The organism is Escherichia sp. B1147 (assembly GCF_001660175.1).
Classification (GTDB): Bacteria; Pseudomonadota; Gammaproteobacteria; order Enterobacterales; family Enterobacteriaceae; genus Escherichia; species Escherichia whittamii.
On the sequence record NZ_LFHY01000008.1, the window covers coordinates 239455 to 258801 of the forward strand.

Here is a 19347-nt window from a genome sequence, read left to right on the forward strand (position 1 = left end):
TTATATAGATAAATATGCTTGATGTTGTTCATACAACGGAGCGTAGATTATACAAATGGTGCTAAAAAACAAAATTATTTTTGCTGGATATTAATTTTTGAAAAAACAAACTCGTTTTAATTTCAAATAATTACAAACAAAAACCATCTGATGAATGCGTTTTTTAGGAATACATTTATATTGATGATGCGTATATATAAAAAAAATACATTTGCGAAATTAATATTATTGTTCTATTAACATGCAATCATAAAAAAGGGAGACATTGAAGTCTCCCCTCTGGCATTTATTTTAGCAGCAACATATTTCTAAATATGTGCCTCACGCAACATTTTATGCCCTGGCTGGCGAATGGTCGTTGAAAGCGCCAGAGACAGAATCAGCAGGGCGAAAATCACGTAGAAGGTCACATAGAAACCGCCAAACAGTGAGGCGATAATCGAACCGCAGATACTACCGATACCAAAGCCGAGATAAATCACACCGTAGTTTTTCGCCAGGTTATTGAGGCCGAAGAACTCGCTCACCAGTGACGGGAAGACGGTAATTGTGCCACCGAAGTTAAACGCCACACAGGCAATCGCCGCGAAGAACGTCACCGCATTCAACGGTGCAAATAGCAGTGCAGCCATACCCACCAGCGAAATAACCTGTCCAATAGTGATGACGCGGATACGGGCGATTTTGTCAGACAGAATGCCCAGCACCAGACGACCAGAAAGGTTAGCAATAGAAATAACTGTTACCGCATTGGCCGCGGAGATTGCATCAAGATGCGCCAGGCTCTGAGCAATATCTTTCGCTACCCCAATCACATACAGGCCGCTCATGCAGGCCGTCAGGAACATTACCGCCAGCATCCAGTATTGCGGTTTACGCATAGACTCTGCCAGGGTGTAGTCCTTTTCCACCACGCCGTTACTGGTTTTTACTTCCTGTTTCGGCGCATCTTTCATTAAAGTCGCGCCAAAGACAATCATCACCAGCGCAATCGCGCCCCAAATTACAAAGGTTTTTTCCAGACCGACCGTTTCCAACAATTGTGTGTCGATAAATTTGAAACCCAGGCTTCCCAGACCATAAGAACCAATGGCGAATGCGGAGATCAGACCTTTACGCTCCGGGAACCACTTCACGCAGTTAGAAAGGGTCAGTAGGTAGCCCGCACCATCTGCCAGACCGACCAGCACACCAGCGCTCAACCACAGCATCATTAGGCTGTTGGAATGCGCGGTAAGGAAGAAACCCAATCCCAGCAGAATACCGGAAGCCATTGTGACGCGCTTGACACCAAAACGTTCCTGTAACTTGCCTGCAACAGAAGAAGAAATCGCCAGTCCCAGACTCAACAGACCGAAGGAGAAAGCAACCTGACTGACCGGCGCATCCAGTTTGGCAGAGAGCGCGCCATTAAACAGGCTCCAGGTATAAACTGACCCCAGCGCAAACTGGGTGATAATGGTACCGATAAGGGTAAGCCAGCGCGTACGCTGATAGTTTGAAGGTGTCATGGCAGTATTCCTGCGGTAGTAAAAAGGAAAATTCTCTGCCGACAAACATAACGAAGTGCATTTTATGCAGGGGAAAAAAAGGCATGAAATGCCATCAGAACGGAATGAAATGCCTTAGTTCAGGAATGAATGACGTGACAAATATTCACCACAATAATTATTTGGTCAGTTAGCACCCACTATCATTGCAATGGTTGTTATTAGCAGCCCATAGTTGTAAAAAATACGTTAAAATCTGGCGCTAACGCCCATGGTATACAAATAATCACTATCATTGGCGCTATTCTCTGCCTGGGATAACGCGGCATAGGCGGCAATATGTTGGTTAAGCAACATATCGGCGCCTACGGTCACATCAAGCCAGTTACCATTCTGATTTGTCGCCGTCATGCGACTCAGGCCTGATTGAGCCTTCCAGATATTTTCACCAAATTGCTGGTTGTAGCTGATTTGCGCCCAGGGACGGAAATCGCCAAGTCGGGAATCAACACGCCAGCCTAACGTACTGACGCTGGCATGCCATAACGGATCGGTCAGTGTTGCAGTACTGTCACCAAACTCGTTATACATCGAGGTGGTTGTGCCATCGTAATGTAATGCAGCGACTGGTCCCGTTGTAACCTGCTCATATAAAGGAAAATTCCAGCCCATACTCATACTGCTGGTCACATCCGCCGGGGTTTCTTCCGCCAGATTAACTTCCAGTCCCAGCGCTCTTTGGCTACTTTGAATACGTTGCGACAAAATATCGTTGTAATCCGGTTGGTGATCGCTATCCCAGGTATAACGCTCTGTGGTATGTCCTGGCTGCGTATCAACGATATATTCTTGTTGCCAGGCGTAAGCTGTGTTGAGAAAAAAAGAACTGATTACCACGCTCGCCAGCAGACTTAGGGGCCAGCGACCACCGCATTTTTTTATGATCATTAACACGACTCCAGGGAAGAGCCGAATTCGGCAATATTATTGTCATTGTATGTAGGATGTCGGGCATCTTAGCCCTGTATTAAATATTGACTTTTTCACCGATGCGTCAAGAAAAGAGGGTGAAATATTTACGATCGGGTACATAGCGAGGGAAAGTATGGAACGTTGCGGCTGGGTGAGTCAGGACCCGCTTTATATTGCCTACCACGATAATGAGTGGGGCGTGCCTGAAACCAACAGTAATAAACTGTTCGAAATGATCTGCCTTGAAGGGCAACAGGCAGGGTTATCCTGGATTACCGTTCTCAAAAAACGTGAAAACTATCGCGCCTGTTTTCATCAGTTCGATCCGGTAAAAGTCGCGGCAATGCAGGAAGAGGACGTCGAAAGACTGGTGCTTGATGCCGGGATTATCCGCCATCGTGGGAAAATTCAGGCGATAATTGGTAATGCACGGGCATACCTGCAAATGGAGCAGAACGGCGAACCGTTTGCCGACTTTGTCTGGTCGTTCGTAAACCATCAGCCACAGGTGACACAAGCCAAAACGTTGAGCGAAATCCCCACGTCAACGCCCGCCTCTGATGCGCTTTCCAAAGCACTGAAAAAACGCGGCTTCAAATTTGTTGGCACGACGATTTGTTACTCCTTTATGCAGGCATGCGGACTAGTGAACGATCATGTCGTTGGCTGCTGTTGCCATCCGGGGAGGAAATCATGATTCGAGAAGCGCAACGTTTGGAATTACCTGCGATCCTTGAATTATGGCTGGAAAGTACAACCTGGGGACATCCTTTTATAGAAGAAAGCTACTGGCGTGACTGCATTCCGCTGGTGCGTGACGCTTATCTTGCCAACGCGCAAAACTGGGTGTGGGAAGAAGACGGCAAGTTTCTCGGTTTTGTCAGCGTGATGGAAGGACGATTTTTGGCTGCGATGTTTGTCACACCAAAGGCCGTCAGGCGCGGTATTGGTAAGGCGCTGATGCAACATGTGCAACAACGCCATCCCCATTTATTGTTGGAGGTTTACCAGAAAAACCAGCCCGCGATAAATTTTTACCATGCGCAAGGATTCCATATTGTCGACTGCGCCTGGCAGGAAGAAACCCAACTTCCCACCTGGATTATGGATTGGCAGGCGGATCAAACGCCGTAAGTGGCAGTTCCGGGCCAGTGTATTTCTCCAGCCACGCTAACGCAGTGTTACCCGCGCATCCATTCCCCAGCCGCGAGCTGGGGAGATCTTTCGTCAGCACGTTCACCGCGCCGTTTTTACAAATGCCGCCAGCGGTTAAATCCAGATCGGGCCATGCCCCTTCGTGAATGCAAATCACGCCAGGTTTAATACCTTCGCTAATGACCGCTCCGGCAAGAATTTGCCCGCGCGAGTTCCACACGCGTACCGTGTCGCCCTCTTTTATGCCTCGCGCTCGTGCATCATCAGGGTGGATGGTGACAGGTTCGCGGTTTGCCACCGCGTATAATTCACGCAGAGAACTGTAATTTAGCTGGCTGTGCAAACGATGTGCGGGGTGGGCAGAAAGTATCTGCAACTGTTCCGGTTCGGCATTACCCTGCCACTCATCCGGCTCCAGCCACATGGGATGCCCCGGACAATCCGGGTAACCGTAATCCGCAATACGCTGCGAGAAGATTTCAATCTTGCCACTGGCAGTTTTTAACGGATGCGCCTGTGGGTCGCGACGAAAATCGACGAAGCGAATAAACCGCTCACTGTCAGGACTTTCTGGCATCTCAATCAACCGGTTGGCTTGCCAGAACTCGTCAAACGGTGGCAATTCAACCTGCTGACTTGCCCCACGCTGCTGGGCAACGTTATAAAACATTTCCAGCCATTGCAGCTCAGTTTTCCCTTCCGTAAACCGTGCATAGCCGCCCTTCTCCCAGCGTTCGCTTAATTCAGCAAAGACGTCAAAATCATTACGCGCTTCGTCACGCGGTGGCACCACTTGTTTCATCGGAACAAGATGCTGATTGCTGTAATCTCCGGTCATGGTGAGATCGTTACGCTCAAAAGACGTGGTTGCAGGCAGGACGATATCGGCGTGTTTCGCTGCCGCCGTCCAGAAGCATTCTGAAATGACCACCAGCTCCGGTTTTTGCCAGGCACGAATCAGACGATTAGTGTCCTGATGATGTGTAAAATTGGCGCCGCCCGCCCACCAGATAAAGCGTATATCCGGAAAGTGACGATTCATGCCGTTGTGTTGATATGCGCCACCTGGGTTTTCCAGAGCCTCGACAATACGGGCGACAGGGATTTTATCTACCGCATCCGTCCCCCCCTGCAAACTGCCTTGCATGGAAGAGAGCACTGCGGCGCGGCGCGTAGGGTTACCGCCATTAGCAAAATGGTAGGAAAGGCCAAAACCGCCACCAGGTGTGCCAATTTGCCCTAACATTGCCGCCAGCGTGACGATCATCCAGTGCTTTTGCTCGCCAAACTGCTGACGCTGCATTCCCCATCCCGCCATCAGCATGGTCGTGTTTTGATGGAAAATAGCCGCCAGTTCGCGAATTTTATCTGCCGGAACACCACAAATCTCCTCCGCCCATTCGGCAGTTTTCGCTATGCCATCACTCTCGCCCTGTAAATAAGAGGCGAAGACGTCATAGCCGGTAGTGCAACGTGCCAGAAACGCTTCGTCGTGCCAGCTGTTTTCCACCAGCGTATGGGCTATCCCCAGCATCAGCGCCACATCAGTTCCCATATGCGGTGCCACCCATTCCATTTTATCGCCAAAGAAATCGACGGTTTCCGATCGCATGGGATCAATACAGATCAACTTTTTCCCGCTGTCACGCAGTGCGGAAAAGTAAGAAAGCCCCTGCTCATCGGATGCATTCCACGCAATTTTCAGCGTATTTAGAGGGTTAGCACTCCACAGCACCACCACATCGCTATGTTCCAGCACCAGCGGCCAACTGGTCTGCTGCTGATAAACTTCGCTGCCGCCCACAACATACGGCATAATCGCCTGTGCCGCGCCGGTCGAATAATCCCCCAGATGGCCGGTATAGCCGCCTGCCAGCGCCATATAGCGTTGTAATAAGGTTGACGCTTTATGCAGCACGCCGTTTGAACGCCAGCCGTAGGAACCAGCAAAAATCGACGCAGGACCATAAGCTCCACGAATACGTTTGTGTTGTTGGTGAATAAGATCCAGTGCCTCATCCCAACTCACGCGCACAAATTCGTCCTGCCCGCGAATGCCTTGTGGGTTTGCCGGTGACGCAAGAAAGCCTTTACGCAACATCGGAAATCGCACCCGCGTATTGCTATGAACCTGGTCGCGAACCGCACTCTGCAAGGAGTTTTCCATTCCTGTGGTTAACGCACCACGCGAGCTAAAAACTGTTTCACCGTCGGTTTCAACCAGCATGGGTCCCCAGTGGGCAGCAGTAAGAACAGAATAACGTGAGGATGAGTTGGCCAAACCGAAGGCTCCTGAAAAGTTAGATGTATTGAGCAGTTAAATATTACTTACAAATTTCCGAGTATTCCCAGGAATAATCTTCATGTTCACGCGGCATAATCTTCCGCCACGAAACCCGTGGCAAAGAATAAAAAGGTTATTAAGGATTAACAATGAAGAAACGTGTTTATCTTATTGCCGCCGTTGTGAGTGGCGCTCTGGCGGTATCTGGCTGTACAACTAACCCTTACACCGGCGAACGCGAAGCGGGTAAATCTGCTATTGGCGCGGGTCTGGGCTCTCTCGTTGGCGCGGGTATTGGCGCACTCTCTTCTTCGAAGAAAGATCGCGGTAAAGGCGCACTGATTGGCGCAGCAGCAGGCGCGGCACTGGGCGGCGGCGTTGGCTATTACATGGATGTACAGGAAGCGAAACTGCGCGACAAAATGCGCGGCACAGGCGTTAGCGTAACCCGTAGCGGGGACAACATTATCCTCAACATGCCGAACAATGTGACCTTCGACAGCAGCAGCGCCACTCTGAAACCAGCAGGTGCTAACACCCTGACCGGTGTTGCAATGGTGCTGAAAGAGTACCCGAAAACGGCGGTTAACGTGATTGGCTACACCGACAGCACTGGCGGTCATGACCTGAACATGCGCCTTTCGCAGCAGCGTGCTGATTCCGTTGCCAGCGCGTTGATTACCCAGGGCGTTGACGCCAGCCGTATTCGTACCCAGGGTCTTGGCCCGGCTAATCCAATCGCCAGCAACAGCACCGCAGAAGGCAAAGCCCAAAACCGTCGCGTAGAAATTACGTTAAGCCCGCTGTAATCACTTTCATGCCAGGTGGTGATTCAATCACCTGGTATTCTTAGGTTTTCCTGCTTCATTTTTCAGGCTAAGGTGATCCCCTTATCAGTGAATGGAGAGAAGCATGAAGCCGTCCGTTATCCTCTACAAAGCCTTACCTGATGATTTACTGCAACGCCTGCAAGCGCATTTCACCGTTCACCAGGTGACAGATCTGACTCCACAAACCGTTGAGCAAAACGCGCAGATTTTTGCCGAAGCCGAGGGCTTGTTAGGCTCAAATAAAAATGTTGATGCCGTGTTGCTGGAAAAAATGCCGAAACTGCGTGCCACATCAACTATCTCTGTAGGCTATGACAATTTCGATGTCGATGCGCTTACCGCCCGAAAAATCCTGCTAATGCATACGCCAACCGTATTAACGGAGACGGTGGCCGATACGCTGATGGCGCTGGTGCTGTGTACCGCGCGTCGGGTTGTCGAGGTAGCTGAACGCGTAAAAGCAGGTGAATGGACCGCGAGCATCGGCCCGGACTGGTACGGCAGCGACGTGCATCATAAAACACTTGGCATTGTCGGGATGGGACGGATCGGCATGGCACTGGCGCAGCGGGCACACTTTGGTTTCAATATGCCGATTCTCTATAACGCTCGCCGCCACCATAAAGAAGCTGAAGAACGCTTTAACGCCCGTTATTGCGATCTGGATACGCTGTTACAAGAATCGGATTTCGTTTGCCTGATCCTACCGCTGACAGAAGAAACTCATCACCTGTTTGGCGCTGAACAATTCGCCAAAATGAAATCCTCCGCCATCTTCATTAATGCAGGACGTGGACCGGTGGTTGACGAAAATGCACTGATTGCGGCATTGCAGAAAGGGGAAATTCACGCCGCCGGGTTGGATGTCTTCGAACGAGAGCCACTGTCAGTAGATTCACCGCTGCTCTCAATGGCAAATGTCGTCGCAGTCCCACATATTGGCTCTGCCACCCATGAGACGCGTTATGGCATGGCCGCCTGTGCTGTGGATAATTTGATTAATGCGTTACAAGGGAATGTCGAGAAGAACTGTGTGAATCCGCAAGTCGCAGACTAACCGCGACTGCGTGGAGAAAAGCCCGAAAATCTCTCGGGCTTTTACTCTTTATTGGGTTGCAGTTACTGCAGTGGTCCAGGCCTGATTAAACGCCTGATGCTGTGCCGGTAATGGCGCAATCAGTTTGTTATATTCACTCGCCTGCTGCGAAGTCGGGAACTGAATACCATTCGCCACAAAGCTTACCTGAGTACCCTGCTGGGAAATATAGTCCCCAACCATTACCAGTTGTTGTGTAAAGGTTTGCGCCGCCGGAATCAACGGTTGTAACGCATCAGCCGGTGTCGTCACCACTTTGGTGAATGCCTGATCAAAGACTGGTTTCAGGTCATCAGTCTGTTTCAGCGCAGAGTGCGCTGCATCGGCCTGCAACTTCGCATTTTGTAGCTGTTGCGCCAGTACACCCAGCGAACCGTTCATTTCACGCAGTGGACCACTTTGCGTGACATAATCCTGTGGTACTCGAATTGCGTTAACGCTGTCTACAACCGGACGCAGACCGGAATCCATCGCCTGATTCACCTGTTGGGAATAGCCATACAGAATCGCGTAATCAGAGACAAAAGGACCAAATTGTTTTTTCTGATCGGCAGTCAGGGTTGGTAGACGCTCACCGCTACGCATCACTGTATTCTGCAGGAAGTCGATAAACGCTTTACGCTGATCACCTTCTTTATCAAAACACCCACTCAGGCTAACTACCATTAATAACGCCGCAAGAGGCGCAAACCAGCGAGAGCAGGACTTTCCTGTCGCCATTTTCTTACTCCTTTCACCCAAAAAAAGCGCACAACGACACACGTGTGTCTGACGTGACAAGGATAGTCCAGGACAAGCTTGCAAGATACCCTTTATGCATAATCTTCCTGGGAAAATGATGTAGAAAATGAAGGAAGGTTAATTTGTTGTTTCATTGTTAAAAACAGGCATTGCTATTGCGTTTTTTAGCCAGAACTTTACTTCTCTTCAATAGGTGAAATTTTCGGAATCTTTACAATACTGGATTCTGCAAAATATATCGGCATTAATCATATCGTTAGGTAACTATAAGTCACAGTTATTGATAAGCTGAATCGAATCACACTCCGGCTGCTTCCCGCTGAGTCTGTGTTTCCCGGCTATTCTTAATGAGCTTCAATGCAATTCACGATCCCGCAGTGTGATTTGAGGAGTTTTCAATGGAATATAAAGATCCAATGTATGAGCTGTTGAGCAGCCTGGAACAAATTGTTTTTAAAGATGAAACACAGAAGATTACCCTGACGCACATACCAACGCCCTGTACCGAGATTGAGCAATTACGCAAAGGAACGGGGTTAAAAATTGATGATTTCGCCCGGGTTTTGGGCGTATCCGTTGCGATGGTAAAGGAATGGGAATCCAGACGAGTGAAGCCTTCCAGTGCTGAACTAAAATTAATGCGTCTGATTCAGGCCAATCCGGCATTAAGTAAACAGTTGATGGAATAGAGTTTTATTAACTTTTTTGATGTTTACGGTCCTGATGACAGGACCGCTTTCCGACCAATTAATCATAAATTTGAAAAATAATTGTTGCATCGGCCCCCAATGCGTGGCTTAATGCACTCAACGGTTTGACGTACAGACCATTAAAGCAGTGTAGTAAGGCAAGTCCCTTCAAGAGTTATCGTTGATACCCCTCGTAGTGCACATTCCTTTAACGCTTCAAAAATCTGTAAAGCACGCCATATCGCCGAAAGGCACACTTAATTATTAAAGGTAATACACTATGTCCGGTAAAATGACTGGTATCGTAAAATGGTTCAACGCTGACAAAGGCTTCGGCTTCATCACTCCTGACGATGGCTCTAAAGACGTGTTTGTACACTTCTCTGCTATCCAGAACGATGGTTACAAATCTCTGGACGAAGGTCAGAAAGTGTCCTTCACCATCGAAAGCGGCGCTAAAGGCCCGGCAGCTGGTAACGTAACCAGCCTGTAATCTCTGCTTAAAAGCACAGAATCTAAGATCCCTGCCAATTGGCGGGGATTTTTTTATTTGAAAAAACGCTTTAAATGTAGAGAAGAGCAGTCGCAGGAACAATCCAGATCCGGCACAGGAATATCCGGACAAAAGTCCGGCATGTGGCAATCACGACACACTGACAAAAAACAAATTCAGAGAACCGGATAATCCAGATATCCATCTTTACCACCGCCAAAGAATTTCTCTTTGATGGCGCATTCAGCGGTAAATCGTTTTCCAGACGATGCGGAAGATCCGGGTTGGCAATAAACGGGCGACCAAAACCAATCAGATCCGCCCAGCCGTTAGCCAGCGCCTCTTCGGCGCGCGCTTTAGTGTATATACAGTTCGGCACTCATGGTGACGGTATTGCCCATGCGAGCGCTGGTAATTTTGTATTCAGAGGCATTCATCTCTTTCGCTTTCTGCGCAATAACCGCTTCCGCAGAATCCAGCGTGGTACCCGTTGCCGTTACGGATTGCGCAGAAGCGCTGAACGCCGCAGCAGAGAACAGGGAAGCGGTAACAATTGCGATAATAGTTTTCATAGTTATATCCAGAATATATTGATTAAGTGCGTCGGATAACGCGATGAGAGGAGAACACGCCTGTTGTTTGATGACATAAATGATACAAATGACAATAGGCTATTCTATATTGTTAATAATCAGGCGCCGGACATTCCAACGCCTGTCGTTCGCATCAGGCAACAAAGTTGTCTTTCAGCGCCTTGAGGCCATCACGGTAGATGCCGGTAAACAGCGCCTCGGCCTCTTCATTGCTCACGTTCACAGGGGTGAATTCACCTGACCATTCCACACGGGAAACCTGGCTGTCGGCAGTCTCCTGAACCGTGATGGTGGAGAGATAATCCACAACCGGGAACGGTGCCTGAATAATAGAATAGGTATAACTGCGCTGGCGGTTATCGAACGCTTCCAGACGTTCAACCACAGTGCCGCCGTCAGAGGTTGTCAGCGAACGAACGCGACCACCTTCTGTCACCACGCTTTTCGGGATGAAGGGTAGCCAGTCTGGCAGCGCATCAAAGCCGCCCATCAATTGCCATACGGCGTCGGCAGACGCCGGAATTTCGATCGATACAGTTGTTTTAGCCATGATAATTTTCTCTTAATTTATAGGGTTACATAGTCAAGGTGTCGACGACGCCGCCATCGACGCGCAGAGCTGCCCCTGTGGTTGCCGAGGAAAGCGGTGACGCGAGATAAACCGCCAGATTCGCCACTTCTTCCACATCCGCCGCACGCTGGATGATGGAGCTCGGACGCGAGGTTCTAACAAACTCATCGGCCTGTTCACGCGCACTGCGTCCCGACTGTGCAGCGGCATCCGCCAGCATCTCTTTCAGGCCATCGGTAAAGGTTGGCCCTGGCAGAATGGCGTTGACGGTCACACCGGTCCCCGCCAGTCGTTTCGCCAGACCATGAGAAACCGCCAGATTCGCGGCTTTGGTGACGCCGTAGTTGATCATGTCGCCAGGGATTGCCACGCCGGATTCGGACGAGACAAAGATAATCCGCCCCCAGCCCTGCTCCGCCATACCTGGCGCATAGTGACGCGCCAGACGAACGCCAGAGAGGACGTTGACGTTATAGAAGTGCATCCACTCATCATCCGGAACGCTAAAGAAATCTTTATCGTTGAAAATACCCAGATTATTGACCAGCACATCAGCCGTTGGGACTGCAGTGATCAGCGTAGCCACGCCGTCTTCGGTGCTGAGATCGGCCACCACGCCGCGCAGTGACGCCGTGGGAGTTTGTGCCGCAATCGCAGCCATGGCGTCATCAACGCCGCTCTGTTTACGGCCGACGACAACCACCGTTGCGCCTGCTTTTGCCAGTCCGGCGGCAATACCCTGCCCAATGCCGGAGGTTGAGCCGCTGACCACCGCGACTTTACCTGTCAGATCCAGTTTCATCGTATTCTCACCAGGTTGATTAACGGGTCGGCAGCGGAGCGTTTTCCGCAACCAGATTTTGACGGCGCATTTCTGCCCAAAATTCAGCCGAAACAGGCGCATTCAGTGCAGCCAGATCTTCTGCCATACGACCAGGACGGCTGGAGCCAGGAATAACCGCCGCAACGGCCGGGTTTGCCAGCGCGAATTGCAGCGCAGCTGCTTTAACGTTCACATTGAAACGTGTGGCAATGGCGTTAATTTGTGCCACTTTCTGCTGGATGGCCGCAGAGGCTTTCTGATATTCAAAGTGCTCGCCACCTGCCAGTACGCCAGAGCTGTACGGACCGCCCACAACAATATCCACGTTCTGTTCCAGTGCTTCTGGCATCAAGCGTTGCAGCGCACGTTCGTGATCCAGCAGGGAATAACGCCCCGCCAGCAGGAACGCATCTGGCTTCGGTTCGTCCAGCGCCAGCGTCAGTTCGCAAGGTTCGACGCGGTTCACACCCAGTCCCCAGGCTTTAATCACACCTTCGTCACGCAAACGTGTCAGCGCACGAAACGCACCGGTACGGGCAATGTTGAACTGCTCCAGCCAGCTGTCACCGTAGAAGTCCTGCGCCGGGTCGTGGATCCAGACAATATCCAGACGGTCTGTTTTCAGGCGTTTCAGGCTGTCTTCAATCGAGCGCAGCGTGGCGTCAGCAGAGTAGTCATTCAGAATTTTGTTTTTCAGGCCGTGTTCGAACAGGCCACCTTTTTCACCGAAATCACGTTTTGCCGGATCTTCCATTTCGTCCAGCATGATGCGGCCGACTTTGCTGCTCAGAACGTATTCATCGCGTGGATATTGAGACAGCGCTTCACCCATGCGGATTTCAGAAAGGCCAGAGCCGTACAGCGGCGCGGTATCAAAGTAACGCACGCCCAGGTTCCAGGCTTCGCTCACGGTGGCGTGGGCCTCTTCTTCCGGAATGGCACGGAACATGTTGCCGAGTGGTGCGCCGCCTAAGCCAATTTTGCCGGGAAGTAAATTTTTGATGCTCATAAGATGTCCTCAATTATTCAGTTTGGGTTCGGGCGTTTTTTTGCTATCGCCCTGTGACGAGGATCACAATACATTGCAATGCTGTGACCTGATAGGACATAATTCGTCTGACTTAAGTCCTTTGAGGTCTAACATGATTGATTTACGCCAACTGAAGTACTTCGTGGTGGTCGCAGAAGAAGAGCATGTGGGACGCGCAGCCGAGCGATTACATATCTCGCAATCACCACTGAGCCGCCAGATTGCACAACTGGAAGAACGGCTGGGGCTGACGCTGTTTGAGCGTAATCAGCAGCGCATTCGCCTGACCGCTGATGGACATACATTCCTTGCCGAAACACGTTCGTTGCTGACACACGCCAACCGTCTGGAGTCGTTAGGCAAACGCCTGGGGCGTGGTGAAGATGGCGGCTTGTGTATTGGCTATATTGAAAACGCCATGCATTCCGGTGTGCTTTCTACTGCGCTACGTACGTTACGTGTATCGCGTCCGAATGTGCATATCGCACTTTACAGCCAACCACCGGCCACCCAGATTGAAGGCCTGCGCCAGCGCAGTCTCGATTTTTCCCTGGTCGATACGCCGCCCGCCGACAGCGAGCAGGATCTGGAATATATTCAGGTTCTGGATGATCGAATGTTGTTGGCCTTACCGCAAAATCATCCTCTGGCGCAGGAGGAAAACCTTGTTGCGCCGCAACTTGGCGATCAGCAGTGGATTGCGGTGATTCATAACGACGATGCGCATTCTCGCGATCATTTTGTCGCCGCCTGTGTTAACGCCGGGTTTAATCCTGATATTCGCCTGGAAGCGGGTGAACCACTCACGGCATTAGGTCTGGTCGCTGCGGGATTAGGTCTGGCCTTAATTCAACATAGTCTGCGTCATAATGCGCCGGAAGGGGTGGTATTACGTGAATTGCCGTGGATGAATTATTCAACGCAATTATGGGCAGCATGGCATAAAGCCAACCAACGTCCGCTGGTTTCCCATTTCCGCCAGATTCTGCGCGGTGAATAAAACGTTAAGCGGGAACCATTAGTTCCCGCTTGAGCCCCGACCAGAACGTGTCAACACTATTCAGGACGGGTTATAGCGATAAAAAAACCTGCCAGATGGCAGGTTTTTTATTAAAGGAGTTATTACTGCAACAGAGAAATATCCGCAACGCGCAGGAACAATTCGCGCAGTTTCTCCAGCATAGTCAGACGGTTGATACGCAGTTCTTTGTCATCAACCATGACCATCACTTTATCGAAGAAAGCATCTACCGGTTCACGCAACTCGGCGAGTTCAACCAGCGCTTCCTGGTAACGACCTTCCGCGAAGTACGGCTCCAGTTTGTCGCGCAGCACAACCACCTGCATCGCCAGCTTAATTTCTTCTGGCTCTTTCAGGGTGGAGGCATTAACGCGATCACTCAGCACTTCGTCTGATTTCGCCAGAATGTTAGATACGCGCTTGTTCGCCGCCGCCAGTGCTGCCGCTGCATCCAGCGTACGGAAGTGCGATACCGCCTTCATACGGGCATCGAAATCTGCCGGACGAGTCGGACGACGTGCCAGTACCGCCTGGATGGTGTCGACGGTGTAACCTTCGTCCTGATACCAGGCGCGGAAACGACCGAGCATAAAGTCGATAACATCATCAACCACATTGGCGTTAGTCAGCTTATCACCGTACAAGCGCACCGCTTCTTCGGTCAGCGTTTGCAAATCAAGGTTGAGGTTCTTCTCAACGATAATACGCAGCACGCCAAGTGCCGCACGACGCAGCGCAAACGGGTCTTTGTCGCCTTTCGGATGCTGACCAATACCGAAGATACCCGCCAGAGTATCCATCTTGTCAGCAATCGCCAGCGCACAGGCTACCGGGTTAGACGGCAGGTCATCGCCGGCAAAGCGCGGCTGATACTGCTCGTTCAGCGCCACTGCCACATCTTCCGCTTCACCATCGTGACGCGCGTAGTGCATCCCCATAACGCCCTGGGTGTCGGTGAACTCGAAGACCATGTTGGTCATCAGGTCACACTTAGACAGCAGGCCCGCACGGGTTGCGTGGTTAACGTCAGCGCCAATCTGTTCAGCAATCCAGCCAGCCAGTGCCTGGATGCGGTCAGTTTTATCACGCAGCGTACCCAGCTGTTGCTGGAACAGTACCGTTTGCAGACGCGGCAGGTTATCTTCCAGACGCTTTTTGCGGTCGGTATTGAAGAAGAACTCGGCATCCGCCAGACGTGGACGAACAACCTTTTCGTTACCGGAGATAATTTGCTGCGGATCTTTCGATTCGATGTTGGCAACGAAGATAAAGTTCGGCAGCAGTTTGCCGTCGTTCGCGTACACCGGGAAGTACTTCTGGTCACCTTTCATGGTGTAAACCAGCGCTTCAGATGGCACCGCGAGGAATTTCTCTTCGAATTTCGCAGTCAGAACAACCGGCCATTCAACCAGAGAAGCCACTTCTTCCAGCAGGTTTTCGCTTAAGTCAGCGTTACCGCCAATCTTACGCGCCGCTTCTTCGGCATCAGCTTTAATCTTCGCTTTACGTTCTTCGTAATCGGCGATGACTTTACCGCGCTCACGCAGAATTTCCGGATACTGATCGGCATTATCGATAGTAATTTCCGGCTCGCCCATAAAGCGGTGGCCGCGAATCACGCGATCGGACTGAATACCCAGAATAGTTGCCGGAATGACTTTGTCGCCCAGCAGCAGAGTCACAGTGTGAACCGGACGTACGAAGTGCACGTCAGACGCGCCCCAGCGCATCAGTTTCGGGATCGGTAGCTTCGCAAGAGAAGTCGCGACCATATTCGGCACCAACGCCTCGGTGCTTTCGCCCTTCACGTGGGCGCGATACAGTAGCCATTCGCCTTTGTCAGTAGTCAGGCGCTCGGCCTGGTCAACGGAGATCCCGCAGCCACGCGCCCAACCTTCCGCCGCTTTGCTCGGTTTGCCTTCGGCGTCGAACGCCTGGGCAATTGCCGGGCCGCGTTTTTCGATTTCGCGATCTGGCTGTGCTTCCGCCAGGTTAGCCACTTTTAGCGCCAGACGACGCGGAGCAGCGAACCATTGAACGGTGCCGTGTGCGAGGCCGGCGTTATCCAGCTCCGCAGTAAAGTTCGCAGCAAAGGACTCAGCCAGGCTGCGCAGTGCTTTTGGTGGCAGTTCTTCAGTGCCAATTTCCACCAGAAAAGTTTTCTCAGACATGGCCGCCTCTTACTTATCTTTGTTGCACATCGGGAAGCCGAGGGCTTCACGGGAAGCGTAGTATGCTTCTGCCACTGCTTTGGTCAGGGTGCGAATACGCAGAATGTAGCGTTGACGCTCGGTGACGGAGATGGCTTTACGCGCATCCAGCAGGTTAAAGCTGTGGGCGGCTTTCAGAATACGCTCGTAGGCTGGCAGCGGCAGCGGATTTTCCAGCGCCAGCAACTGCTGGGCTTCTTTCTCGTACTGCTCGAAGCAGGTGAACAGGAAGTCCACATCCGCGTATTCGAAGTTGTAAGTGGACTGCTCCACTTCGTTCTGATGGAATACGTCGCCGTAGGTGGTTTTACCCAGCGGGCCGTCGCTCCAGACCAGGTCGTAAACGCTGTCTACGCCCTGAATGTACATGGCCAGGCGCTCCAGACCGTAAGTGATCTCGCCGGTAACCGGTTTACATTCCAGACCGCCAACCTGCTGGAAGTAAGTGAACTGTGTCACTTCCATGCCGTTCAGCCACACTTCCCAGCCCAGACCCCAGGCACCCAGCGTCGGGTTTTCCCAGTTATCTTCCACAAAACGGATATCGTGGATAGTCGGATCCATGCCCAGCTCTTTCAGAGAACCGAGGTACAGCTCCTGAATATTGTCCGGTGATGGCTTAATCACCACCTGGAACTGATAGTAGTGCTGTAAACGGTTGGGGTTTTCGCCGTAGCGACCATCGGTCGGGCGACGAGAAGGCTGGACATAAGCAGCCGCCATCGGTTCTGGCCCCAGCGCGCGCAGACAGGTCATTGGGTGAGAGGTTCCCGCGCCGACTTCCATGTCCAATGGTTGAACAATGGTGCAGCCCTGGCGAGCCCAGTAATCCTGTAAGGTCAGGATCAAGCCCTGGAAGGTCCTGGTATCAAACTTTTGCATATTATTTCGTGCTGGATACGTGTGGATTTAAAGGAAGGGATCAGTATACCCGCTGGATGGAAGATATACAGTACGAAACGGGAAAAAGGCTGGCCTTAACGCATGGAAAGATGCAAAAAATGGCCATCTGCGTCAAAAGAACAGACAAACTGCTCTTTCCGGAAGGTATAACCACGCATTTCGTAGCTCCCCTGGAACTGTTCAAATGCAGTGACGTCGATTTTTTGCTCGCCGGTGTTATAACGTTTTGCCGCCTGCCCCTTGCACAACGCTTCCATATTCAATGAACGCAGCGGCTCAACCTTTACCCGCTGTGCTTTCTGCTCGGGTGGCGGTGTCGAGCATCCCACTAACACAATAAGCGCCATTGCCGGAAAGAAATAGTTCATCATCATTAAATTACCGTCTTATTTGCAGGTGAGTCTTATTATTAATATCGGTATAGTGGCTGACTCTAACGAATTTCCTCAAGCCCCTATAAGCTGTAGAGATAAAACTCGGATTATTCCAGTGCACCAGCCGAATGATTTATCGGTCAGACCTTTTTTAACCAGTTACAGAGACACAGATGCAACCCAAAATTTATTGGATTGATAACCTGCGAGGGATAGCCTGTTTAATGGTGGTGATGATTCATACCACCACCTGGTATGTAACCAACGCCCATAGCGTTAGCCCCGTAACCTGGGATATCGCGAATGTTCTAAATTCTGCCTCCCGTGTCAGCGTGCCATTATTTTTCATGATTTCCGGCTATCTCTTTTTTGGCGAGCGTAGCGCCCAGCCGCGTCATTTCTTGCGTATCGGCTTATGCCTGCTGTTTTATAGTGTCATCGCGTTGATCTACATTGCACTTTTTACCGCTATCAATGTGGAGTTAGCACTGAAAAACCTGCTACAAAAGCCTGTGTTTTATCACTTATGGTTTTTCTTCGCGATTGCGGTGATTTATCTGGTTTCGCCACTGGTTCAGGTGAAAAACGTTAGCGGTAAAATGTTGCTGGTACTAATGGGGGTGATTGGCATCATCGCTAACCCAAACACCGTTCCACAGAAGATCGACGGCTTCGAATGGCTACCGATTAACTTATATATCAATGGCGATACTTTTTACTACATCCTGTATGGCATGTTGGGCCGCGCCATTGGCATGATGGATACGCAACATAAACCACTGTCGTGGATGAGCGCCGCACTGTTTGTTGCGGGGGTATTTATTATCTCTCGTGGGACATTATATGAATTACAGTGGCGCGGAAACTTTGCTGATACCTGGTATCTTTACTGTGGGCCGATGGTTTTTATCTGCGCAATTGCGTTACTGATTCTGGTAAAAAATACGCTGGATACACGCACTGTTCCTTGGCTTGGGCTGATATCACGCCATTCTTTGGGTATATACGGGTTCCACGCGTTGATTATCCATGCGCTGCGCACCCGAGGGATTGAGCTTAAAAGCTGGCCAATACTGGATATTATTTGGATCTTTTGCGCGACGCTGGCAGCAAGTCTGTTACTTTCTGTGCTGGTGCAACGAATCGATAAAAACAGATTAGTGAGTTAAGTAAAAGCCCGGTCACACTGGACTGACCGGGCTTACGGAGATTATTCGCTATATTCTTCCTGCGCAGCTATCGTTTCTTTTGGGGTGTTGATTCCGGCATCACGGATATTTTTCTGAACCGCTACTGCACCAAACAAGCTTAAAAAGAAGGCCAGACCATAAAAGCCTTTTTCACTGAGTAATAACGTTGCATTCCACAGGCCTACCATCAGTAATGCAACAGAGATAATAAAGACAGTCAGGCAGGTCATATAATAAATGGAGGTGGTCGGTATGCCTTCATACTTGTCCCGAACGGTCTTTTGATAAGACGCCGCAGAAAACAGTCCTAAAACCAGCACGGCAAAATAATACCCTTTTTCATTTAACTGCATCTCCGCATTCCATAGCCCTAACAGATAAGTAACGATGCCACCAACGAGAGCTATCCATGACACAATACTGAATGCCGGAGAATAGGTTGATATTTTGTTTTCCATCACAGAGTTCCTTTCATATTACATTGTAAGAGCTACATAGCTCATGCTGAACGCAATAACCGCATCTGACCAAACAAGCAAGCGAAGAAGGCAATGGGATAAATCACCATTTCATAAGCGTTAACGGGGGCATTTAAAACACCGATAAACAACAGACCGATAGTGATTAACGCAACTAACTGGCAGATGCGAATAAACATGTCATCCAGTTGCCCGAGTTTTTCTGCGCGAAGATAAGCATAATTGCCAAACGTTGCCGTCATTAACACGCCAAGAAAATAACCTTTGCCACTTAGCAATGGGCATGAGATCCATAGCCCAACCAGATAAACCAACGCCCCGACAACAAATAATAGTTTTGCCACAGTCTTTGAGGTTTTCATAATGATCTCCGTATCTACCTGCGATACATTACGAGTAACCA

21 protein-coding genes and 1 pseudogene are annotated in these 19347 nt (G+C 50.4%); 8 read left to right on the forward strand and 14 right to left on the reverse strand.

All coding sequences use genetic code 11. The annotated features are described in order from the left end of the window. Positions 1–308: 308 nt before the first annotated feature. Entirely contained in the window at positions 309–1511 is a 1203-nt protein-coding gene (locus tag A9180_RS08435) for an MFS transporter (RefSeq protein ID WP_064527841.1), read from the reverse strand. 228 nt (positions 1512–1739) lie between these two features. Further along, on the reverse strand, positions 1740–2438 hold the full coding sequence (locus A9180_RS08440; protein ID WP_064527843.1) for an autotransporter outer membrane beta-barrel domain-containing protein: 699 nt from the start codon (positions 2436–2438) through the stop codon (positions 1740–1742). Between the two features lie 157 nt (positions 2439–2595). Between A9180_RS08440 and tag the strand changes: the two genes are divergently transcribed. Beyond that, positions 2596–3159: a DNA-3-methyladenine glycosylase I gene (tag, locus tag A9180_RS08445; protein ID WP_064527845.1), complete on the forward strand. Its 564-nt coding sequence runs from the start codon at positions 2596–2598 to the stop codon at positions 3157–3159. Beyond that, positions 3156–3596, forward strand: a complete 441-nt coding sequence (locus A9180_RS08450; RefSeq protein WP_064527847.1) for an N-acetyltransferase — start codon at positions 3156–3158, stop codon at positions 3594–3596. The genes tag and A9180_RS08450 overlap by 4 nt, the downstream gene beginning before the upstream one ends. Here A9180_RS08450 and bisC read toward each other — a convergent pair. Continuing rightward, positions 3565–5898 carry a biotin sulfoxide reductase gene (bisC, locus tag A9180_RS08455; RefSeq protein ID WP_074399499.1) on the reverse strand — a complete coding sequence of 778 codons (2334 nt, stop codon included), beginning with the start codon at positions 5896–5898 and terminating at the stop codon, positions 3565–3567. The genes A9180_RS08450 and bisC overlap by 32 nt on opposite strands. Before the next feature lie 152 nt (positions 5899–6050). Between bisC and A9180_RS08460 the strand changes: the two genes are divergently transcribed. Both A9180_RS08460 and ghrB read left to right on the forward strand, forming a co-directional pair. Continuing rightward, positions 6051–6710, forward strand: coding sequence for an OmpA family lipoprotein (locus tag A9180_RS08460; RefSeq protein ID WP_000747625.1), 660 nt, complete (start codon positions 6051–6053; stop codon positions 6708–6710). A 103-nt stretch (positions 6711–6813) separates the two neighbouring features. Then, a complete protein-coding gene (gene ghrB, locus A9180_RS08465; protein WP_064527851.1) occupies positions 6814–7788 on the forward strand; it encodes a glyoxylate/hydroxypyruvate reductase GhrB in 975 nt (324 codons plus the stop codon). Positions 7789–7836: 48 nt separating this feature from the next. Here ghrB and A9180_RS08470 read toward each other — a convergent pair whose 3' ends face one another. Continuing rightward, positions 7837–8547, reverse strand: coding sequence for a DUF3053 domain-containing protein (locus tag A9180_RS08470; RefSeq protein ID WP_064527854.1), 711 nt, complete (start codon positions 8545–8547; stop codon positions 7837–7839). Positions 8548–8966: 419 nt separating this feature from the next. Here A9180_RS08470 and A9180_RS08475 point away from each other — a divergent pair, with 419 nt between their 5' ends. Together A9180_RS08475 and cspA are read left to right on the forward strand one after the other, a co-directional pair. Then, positions 8967–9257 (forward strand): HTH-type transcriptional regulator, encoded by a 291-nt coding sequence (locus A9180_RS08475; protein WP_064527856.1) that lies wholly within the window; start codon positions 8967–8969, stop codon positions 9255–9257. Positions 9258–9537: 280 nt separating this feature from the next. Next, on the forward strand, positions 9538–9750 hold the full coding sequence (cspA, locus tag A9180_RS08480; RefSeq protein WP_000014594.1) for an RNA chaperone/antiterminator CspA: 213 nt from the start codon (positions 9538–9540) through the stop codon (positions 9748–9750). Positions 9751–9926: 176 nt separating this feature from the next. Here cspA and A9180_RS08485 read toward each other — a convergent pair. The 5 genes and pseudogenes from A9180_RS08485 to A9180_RS08505 form a co-directional block, all read right to left on the reverse strand. Then, positions 9927–10114: pseudogene (locus A9180_RS08485) on the reverse strand (alkene reductase); the annotation flags it as partial. Beyond that, on the reverse strand, positions 10107–10322 hold the full coding sequence (locus A9180_RS08490; RefSeq protein WP_064527861.1) for a DUF1471 domain-containing protein: 216 nt from the start codon (positions 10320–10322) through the stop codon (positions 10107–10109). The gene A9180_RS08490 and the pseudogene A9180_RS08485, both read right to left, overlap by 8 nt. Positions 10323–10476: 154 nt before the next feature. After that, positions 10477–10893, reverse strand: a complete 417-nt coding sequence (locus A9180_RS08495) for an SRPBCC family protein (RefSeq protein WP_064527863.1) — start codon at positions 10891–10893, stop codon at positions 10477–10479. 25 nt (positions 10894–10918) lie between these two features. Further along, on the reverse strand, positions 10919–11716 hold the full coding sequence (locus A9180_RS08500) for an SDR family NAD(P)-dependent oxidoreductase (RefSeq protein WP_064527865.1): 798 nt from the start codon (positions 11714–11716) through the stop codon (positions 10919–10921). Positions 11717–11735: 19 nt separating this feature from the next. Then, positions 11736–12746: an aldo/keto reductase gene (locus A9180_RS08505; protein WP_064527867.1), complete on the reverse strand. Its 1011-nt coding sequence runs from the start codon at positions 12744–12746 to the stop codon at positions 11736–11738. A gap of 133 nt (positions 12747–12879) precedes the next feature. Here A9180_RS08505 and A9180_RS08510 point away from each other — a divergent pair, with 133 nt between their 5' ends. Beyond that, positions 12880–13767 carry a LysR substrate-binding domain-containing protein gene (locus A9180_RS08510; RefSeq protein WP_064527869.1) on the forward strand — a complete coding sequence of 296 codons (888 nt, stop codon included), beginning with the start codon at positions 12880–12882 and terminating at the stop codon, positions 13765–13767. Positions 13768–13889: 122 nt separating this feature from the next. Here A9180_RS08510 and glyS read toward each other — a convergent pair whose 3' ends face one another. The 3 genes from glyS to A9180_RS08525 all read right to left on the reverse strand — a co-directional run bounded on the left by glyS (position 13890) and on the right by A9180_RS08525 (position 17275). Then, complete coding sequence (gene glyS, locus A9180_RS08515) at positions 13890–15959, reverse strand: glycine--tRNA ligase subunit beta (RefSeq protein ID WP_064527871.1); 2070 nt, start codon at positions 15957–15959, stop codon at positions 13890–13892. 9 nt (positions 15960–15968) lie between these two features. Further along, complete coding sequence (gene glyQ, locus A9180_RS08520; RefSeq protein WP_001168544.1) at positions 15969–16880, reverse strand: glycine--tRNA ligase subunit alpha; 912 nt, start codon at positions 16878–16880, stop codon at positions 15969–15971. A 95-nt stretch (positions 16881–16975) separates the two neighbouring features. Next, positions 16976–17275, reverse strand: coding sequence for a YsaB family lipoprotein (locus tag A9180_RS08525; RefSeq protein WP_064527872.1), 300 nt, complete (start codon positions 17273–17275; stop codon positions 16976–16978). A gap of 173 nt (positions 17276–17448) precedes the next feature. Between A9180_RS08525 and wecH the strand changes: the two genes are divergently transcribed. Next, positions 17449–18444 carry an O-acetyltransferase WecH gene (wecH, locus tag A9180_RS08530; protein ID WP_064527874.1) on the forward strand — a complete coding sequence of 332 codons (996 nt, stop codon included), beginning with the start codon at positions 17449–17451 and terminating at the stop codon, positions 18442–18444. Between the two features lie 41 nt (positions 18445–18485). On the opposite strand, the gene yiaA is transcribed toward wecH, so the two are convergent. Both yiaA and yiaB read right to left on the reverse strand, forming a co-directional pair. Further along, a complete protein-coding gene (yiaA, locus tag A9180_RS08535; RefSeq protein WP_064527876.1) occupies positions 18486–18923 on the reverse strand; it encodes an inner membrane protein YiaA in 438 nt (145 codons plus the stop codon). Positions 18924–18964: 41 nt separating this feature from the next. Next, positions 18965–19306, reverse strand: a complete 342-nt coding sequence (yiaB, locus tag A9180_RS08540; RefSeq protein ID WP_064527878.1) for an inner membrane protein YiaB — start codon at positions 19304–19306, stop codon at positions 18965–18967. Positions 19307–19347 lie beyond the last annotated feature (41 nt).

Excerpts from the sequence above, each read along its gene's own strand:
- A9180_RS08435 (WP_064527841.1), bottom strand. The coding sequence starts at position 1,511 with ATGACACCTTCAAACTATCAGCGTACGCGCTGGCTTACCCTTATCGGT.
- A9180_RS08440 (WP_064527843.1), bottom strand. The coding sequence starts at position 2,438 with ATGATCATAAAAAAATGCGGTGGTCGCTGGCCCCTAAGTCTGCTGGCG.
- tag (WP_064527845.1), top strand. The coding sequence starts at position 2,596 with ATGGAACGTTGCGGCTGGGTGAGTCAGGACCCGCTTTATATTGCCTAC.
- A9180_RS08450 (WP_064527847.1), top strand. The coding sequence starts at position 3,156 with ATGATTCGAGAAGCGCAACGTTTGGAATTACCTGCGATCCTTGAATTA.
- A9180_RS08460 (WP_000747625.1), top strand. The coding sequence starts at position 6,051 with ATGAAGAAACGTGTTTATCTTATTGCCGCCGTTGTGAGTGGCGCTCTG.
- ghrB (WP_064527851.1), top strand. The coding sequence starts at position 6,814 with ATGAAGCCGTCCGTTATCCTCTACAAAGCCTTACCTGATGATTTACTG.
- A9180_RS08470 (WP_064527854.1), bottom strand. The coding sequence starts at position 8,547 with ATGGCGACAGGAAAGTCCTGCTCTCGCTGGTTTGCGCCTCTTGCGGCG.
- A9180_RS08475 (WP_064527856.1), top strand. The coding sequence starts at position 8,967 with ATGGAATATAAAGATCCAATGTATGAGCTGTTGAGCAGCCTGGAACAA.
- cspA (WP_000014594.1), top strand. The coding sequence starts at position 9,538 with ATGTCCGGTAAAATGACTGGTATCGTAAAATGGTTCAACGCTGACAAA.
- A9180_RS08490 (WP_064527861.1), bottom strand. The coding sequence starts at position 10,322 with ATGAAAACTATTATCGCAATTGTTACCGCTTCCCTGTTCTCTGCTGCG.
- A9180_RS08495 (WP_064527863.1), bottom strand. The coding sequence starts at position 10,893 with ATGGCTAAAACAACTGTATCGATCGAAATTCCGGCGTCTGCCGACGCC.
- A9180_RS08500 (WP_064527865.1), bottom strand. The coding sequence starts at position 11,716 with ATGAAACTGGATCTGACAGGTAAAGTCGCGGTGGTCAGCGGCTCAACC.
- A9180_RS08505 (WP_064527867.1), bottom strand. The coding sequence starts at position 12,746 with ATGAGCATCAAAAATTTACTTCCCGGCAAAATTGGCTTAGGCGGCGCA.
- A9180_RS08510 (WP_064527869.1), top strand. The coding sequence starts at position 12,880 with ATGATTGATTTACGCCAACTGAAGTACTTCGTGGTGGTCGCAGAAGAA.
- glyS (WP_064527871.1), bottom strand. The coding sequence starts at position 15,959 with ATGTCTGAGAAAACTTTTCTGGTGGAAATTGGCACTGAAGAACTGCCA.
- glyQ (WP_001168544.1), bottom strand. The coding sequence starts at position 16,880 with ATGCAAAAGTTTGATACCAGGACCTTCCAGGGCTTGATCCTGACCTTA.
- A9180_RS08525 (WP_064527872.1), bottom strand. The coding sequence starts at position 17,275 with ATGATGATGAACTATTTCTTTCCGGCAATGGCGCTTATTGTGTTAGTG.
- wecH (WP_064527874.1), top strand. The coding sequence starts at position 17,449 with ATGCAACCCAAAATTTATTGGATTGATAACCTGCGAGGGATAGCCTGT.
- yiaA (WP_064527876.1), bottom strand. The coding sequence starts at position 18,923 with ATGGAAAACAAAATATCAACCTATTCTCCGGCATTCAGTATTGTGTCA.
- yiaB (WP_064527878.1), bottom strand. The coding sequence starts at position 19,306 with ATGAAAACCTCAAAGACTGTGGCAAAACTATTATTTGTTGTCGGGGCG.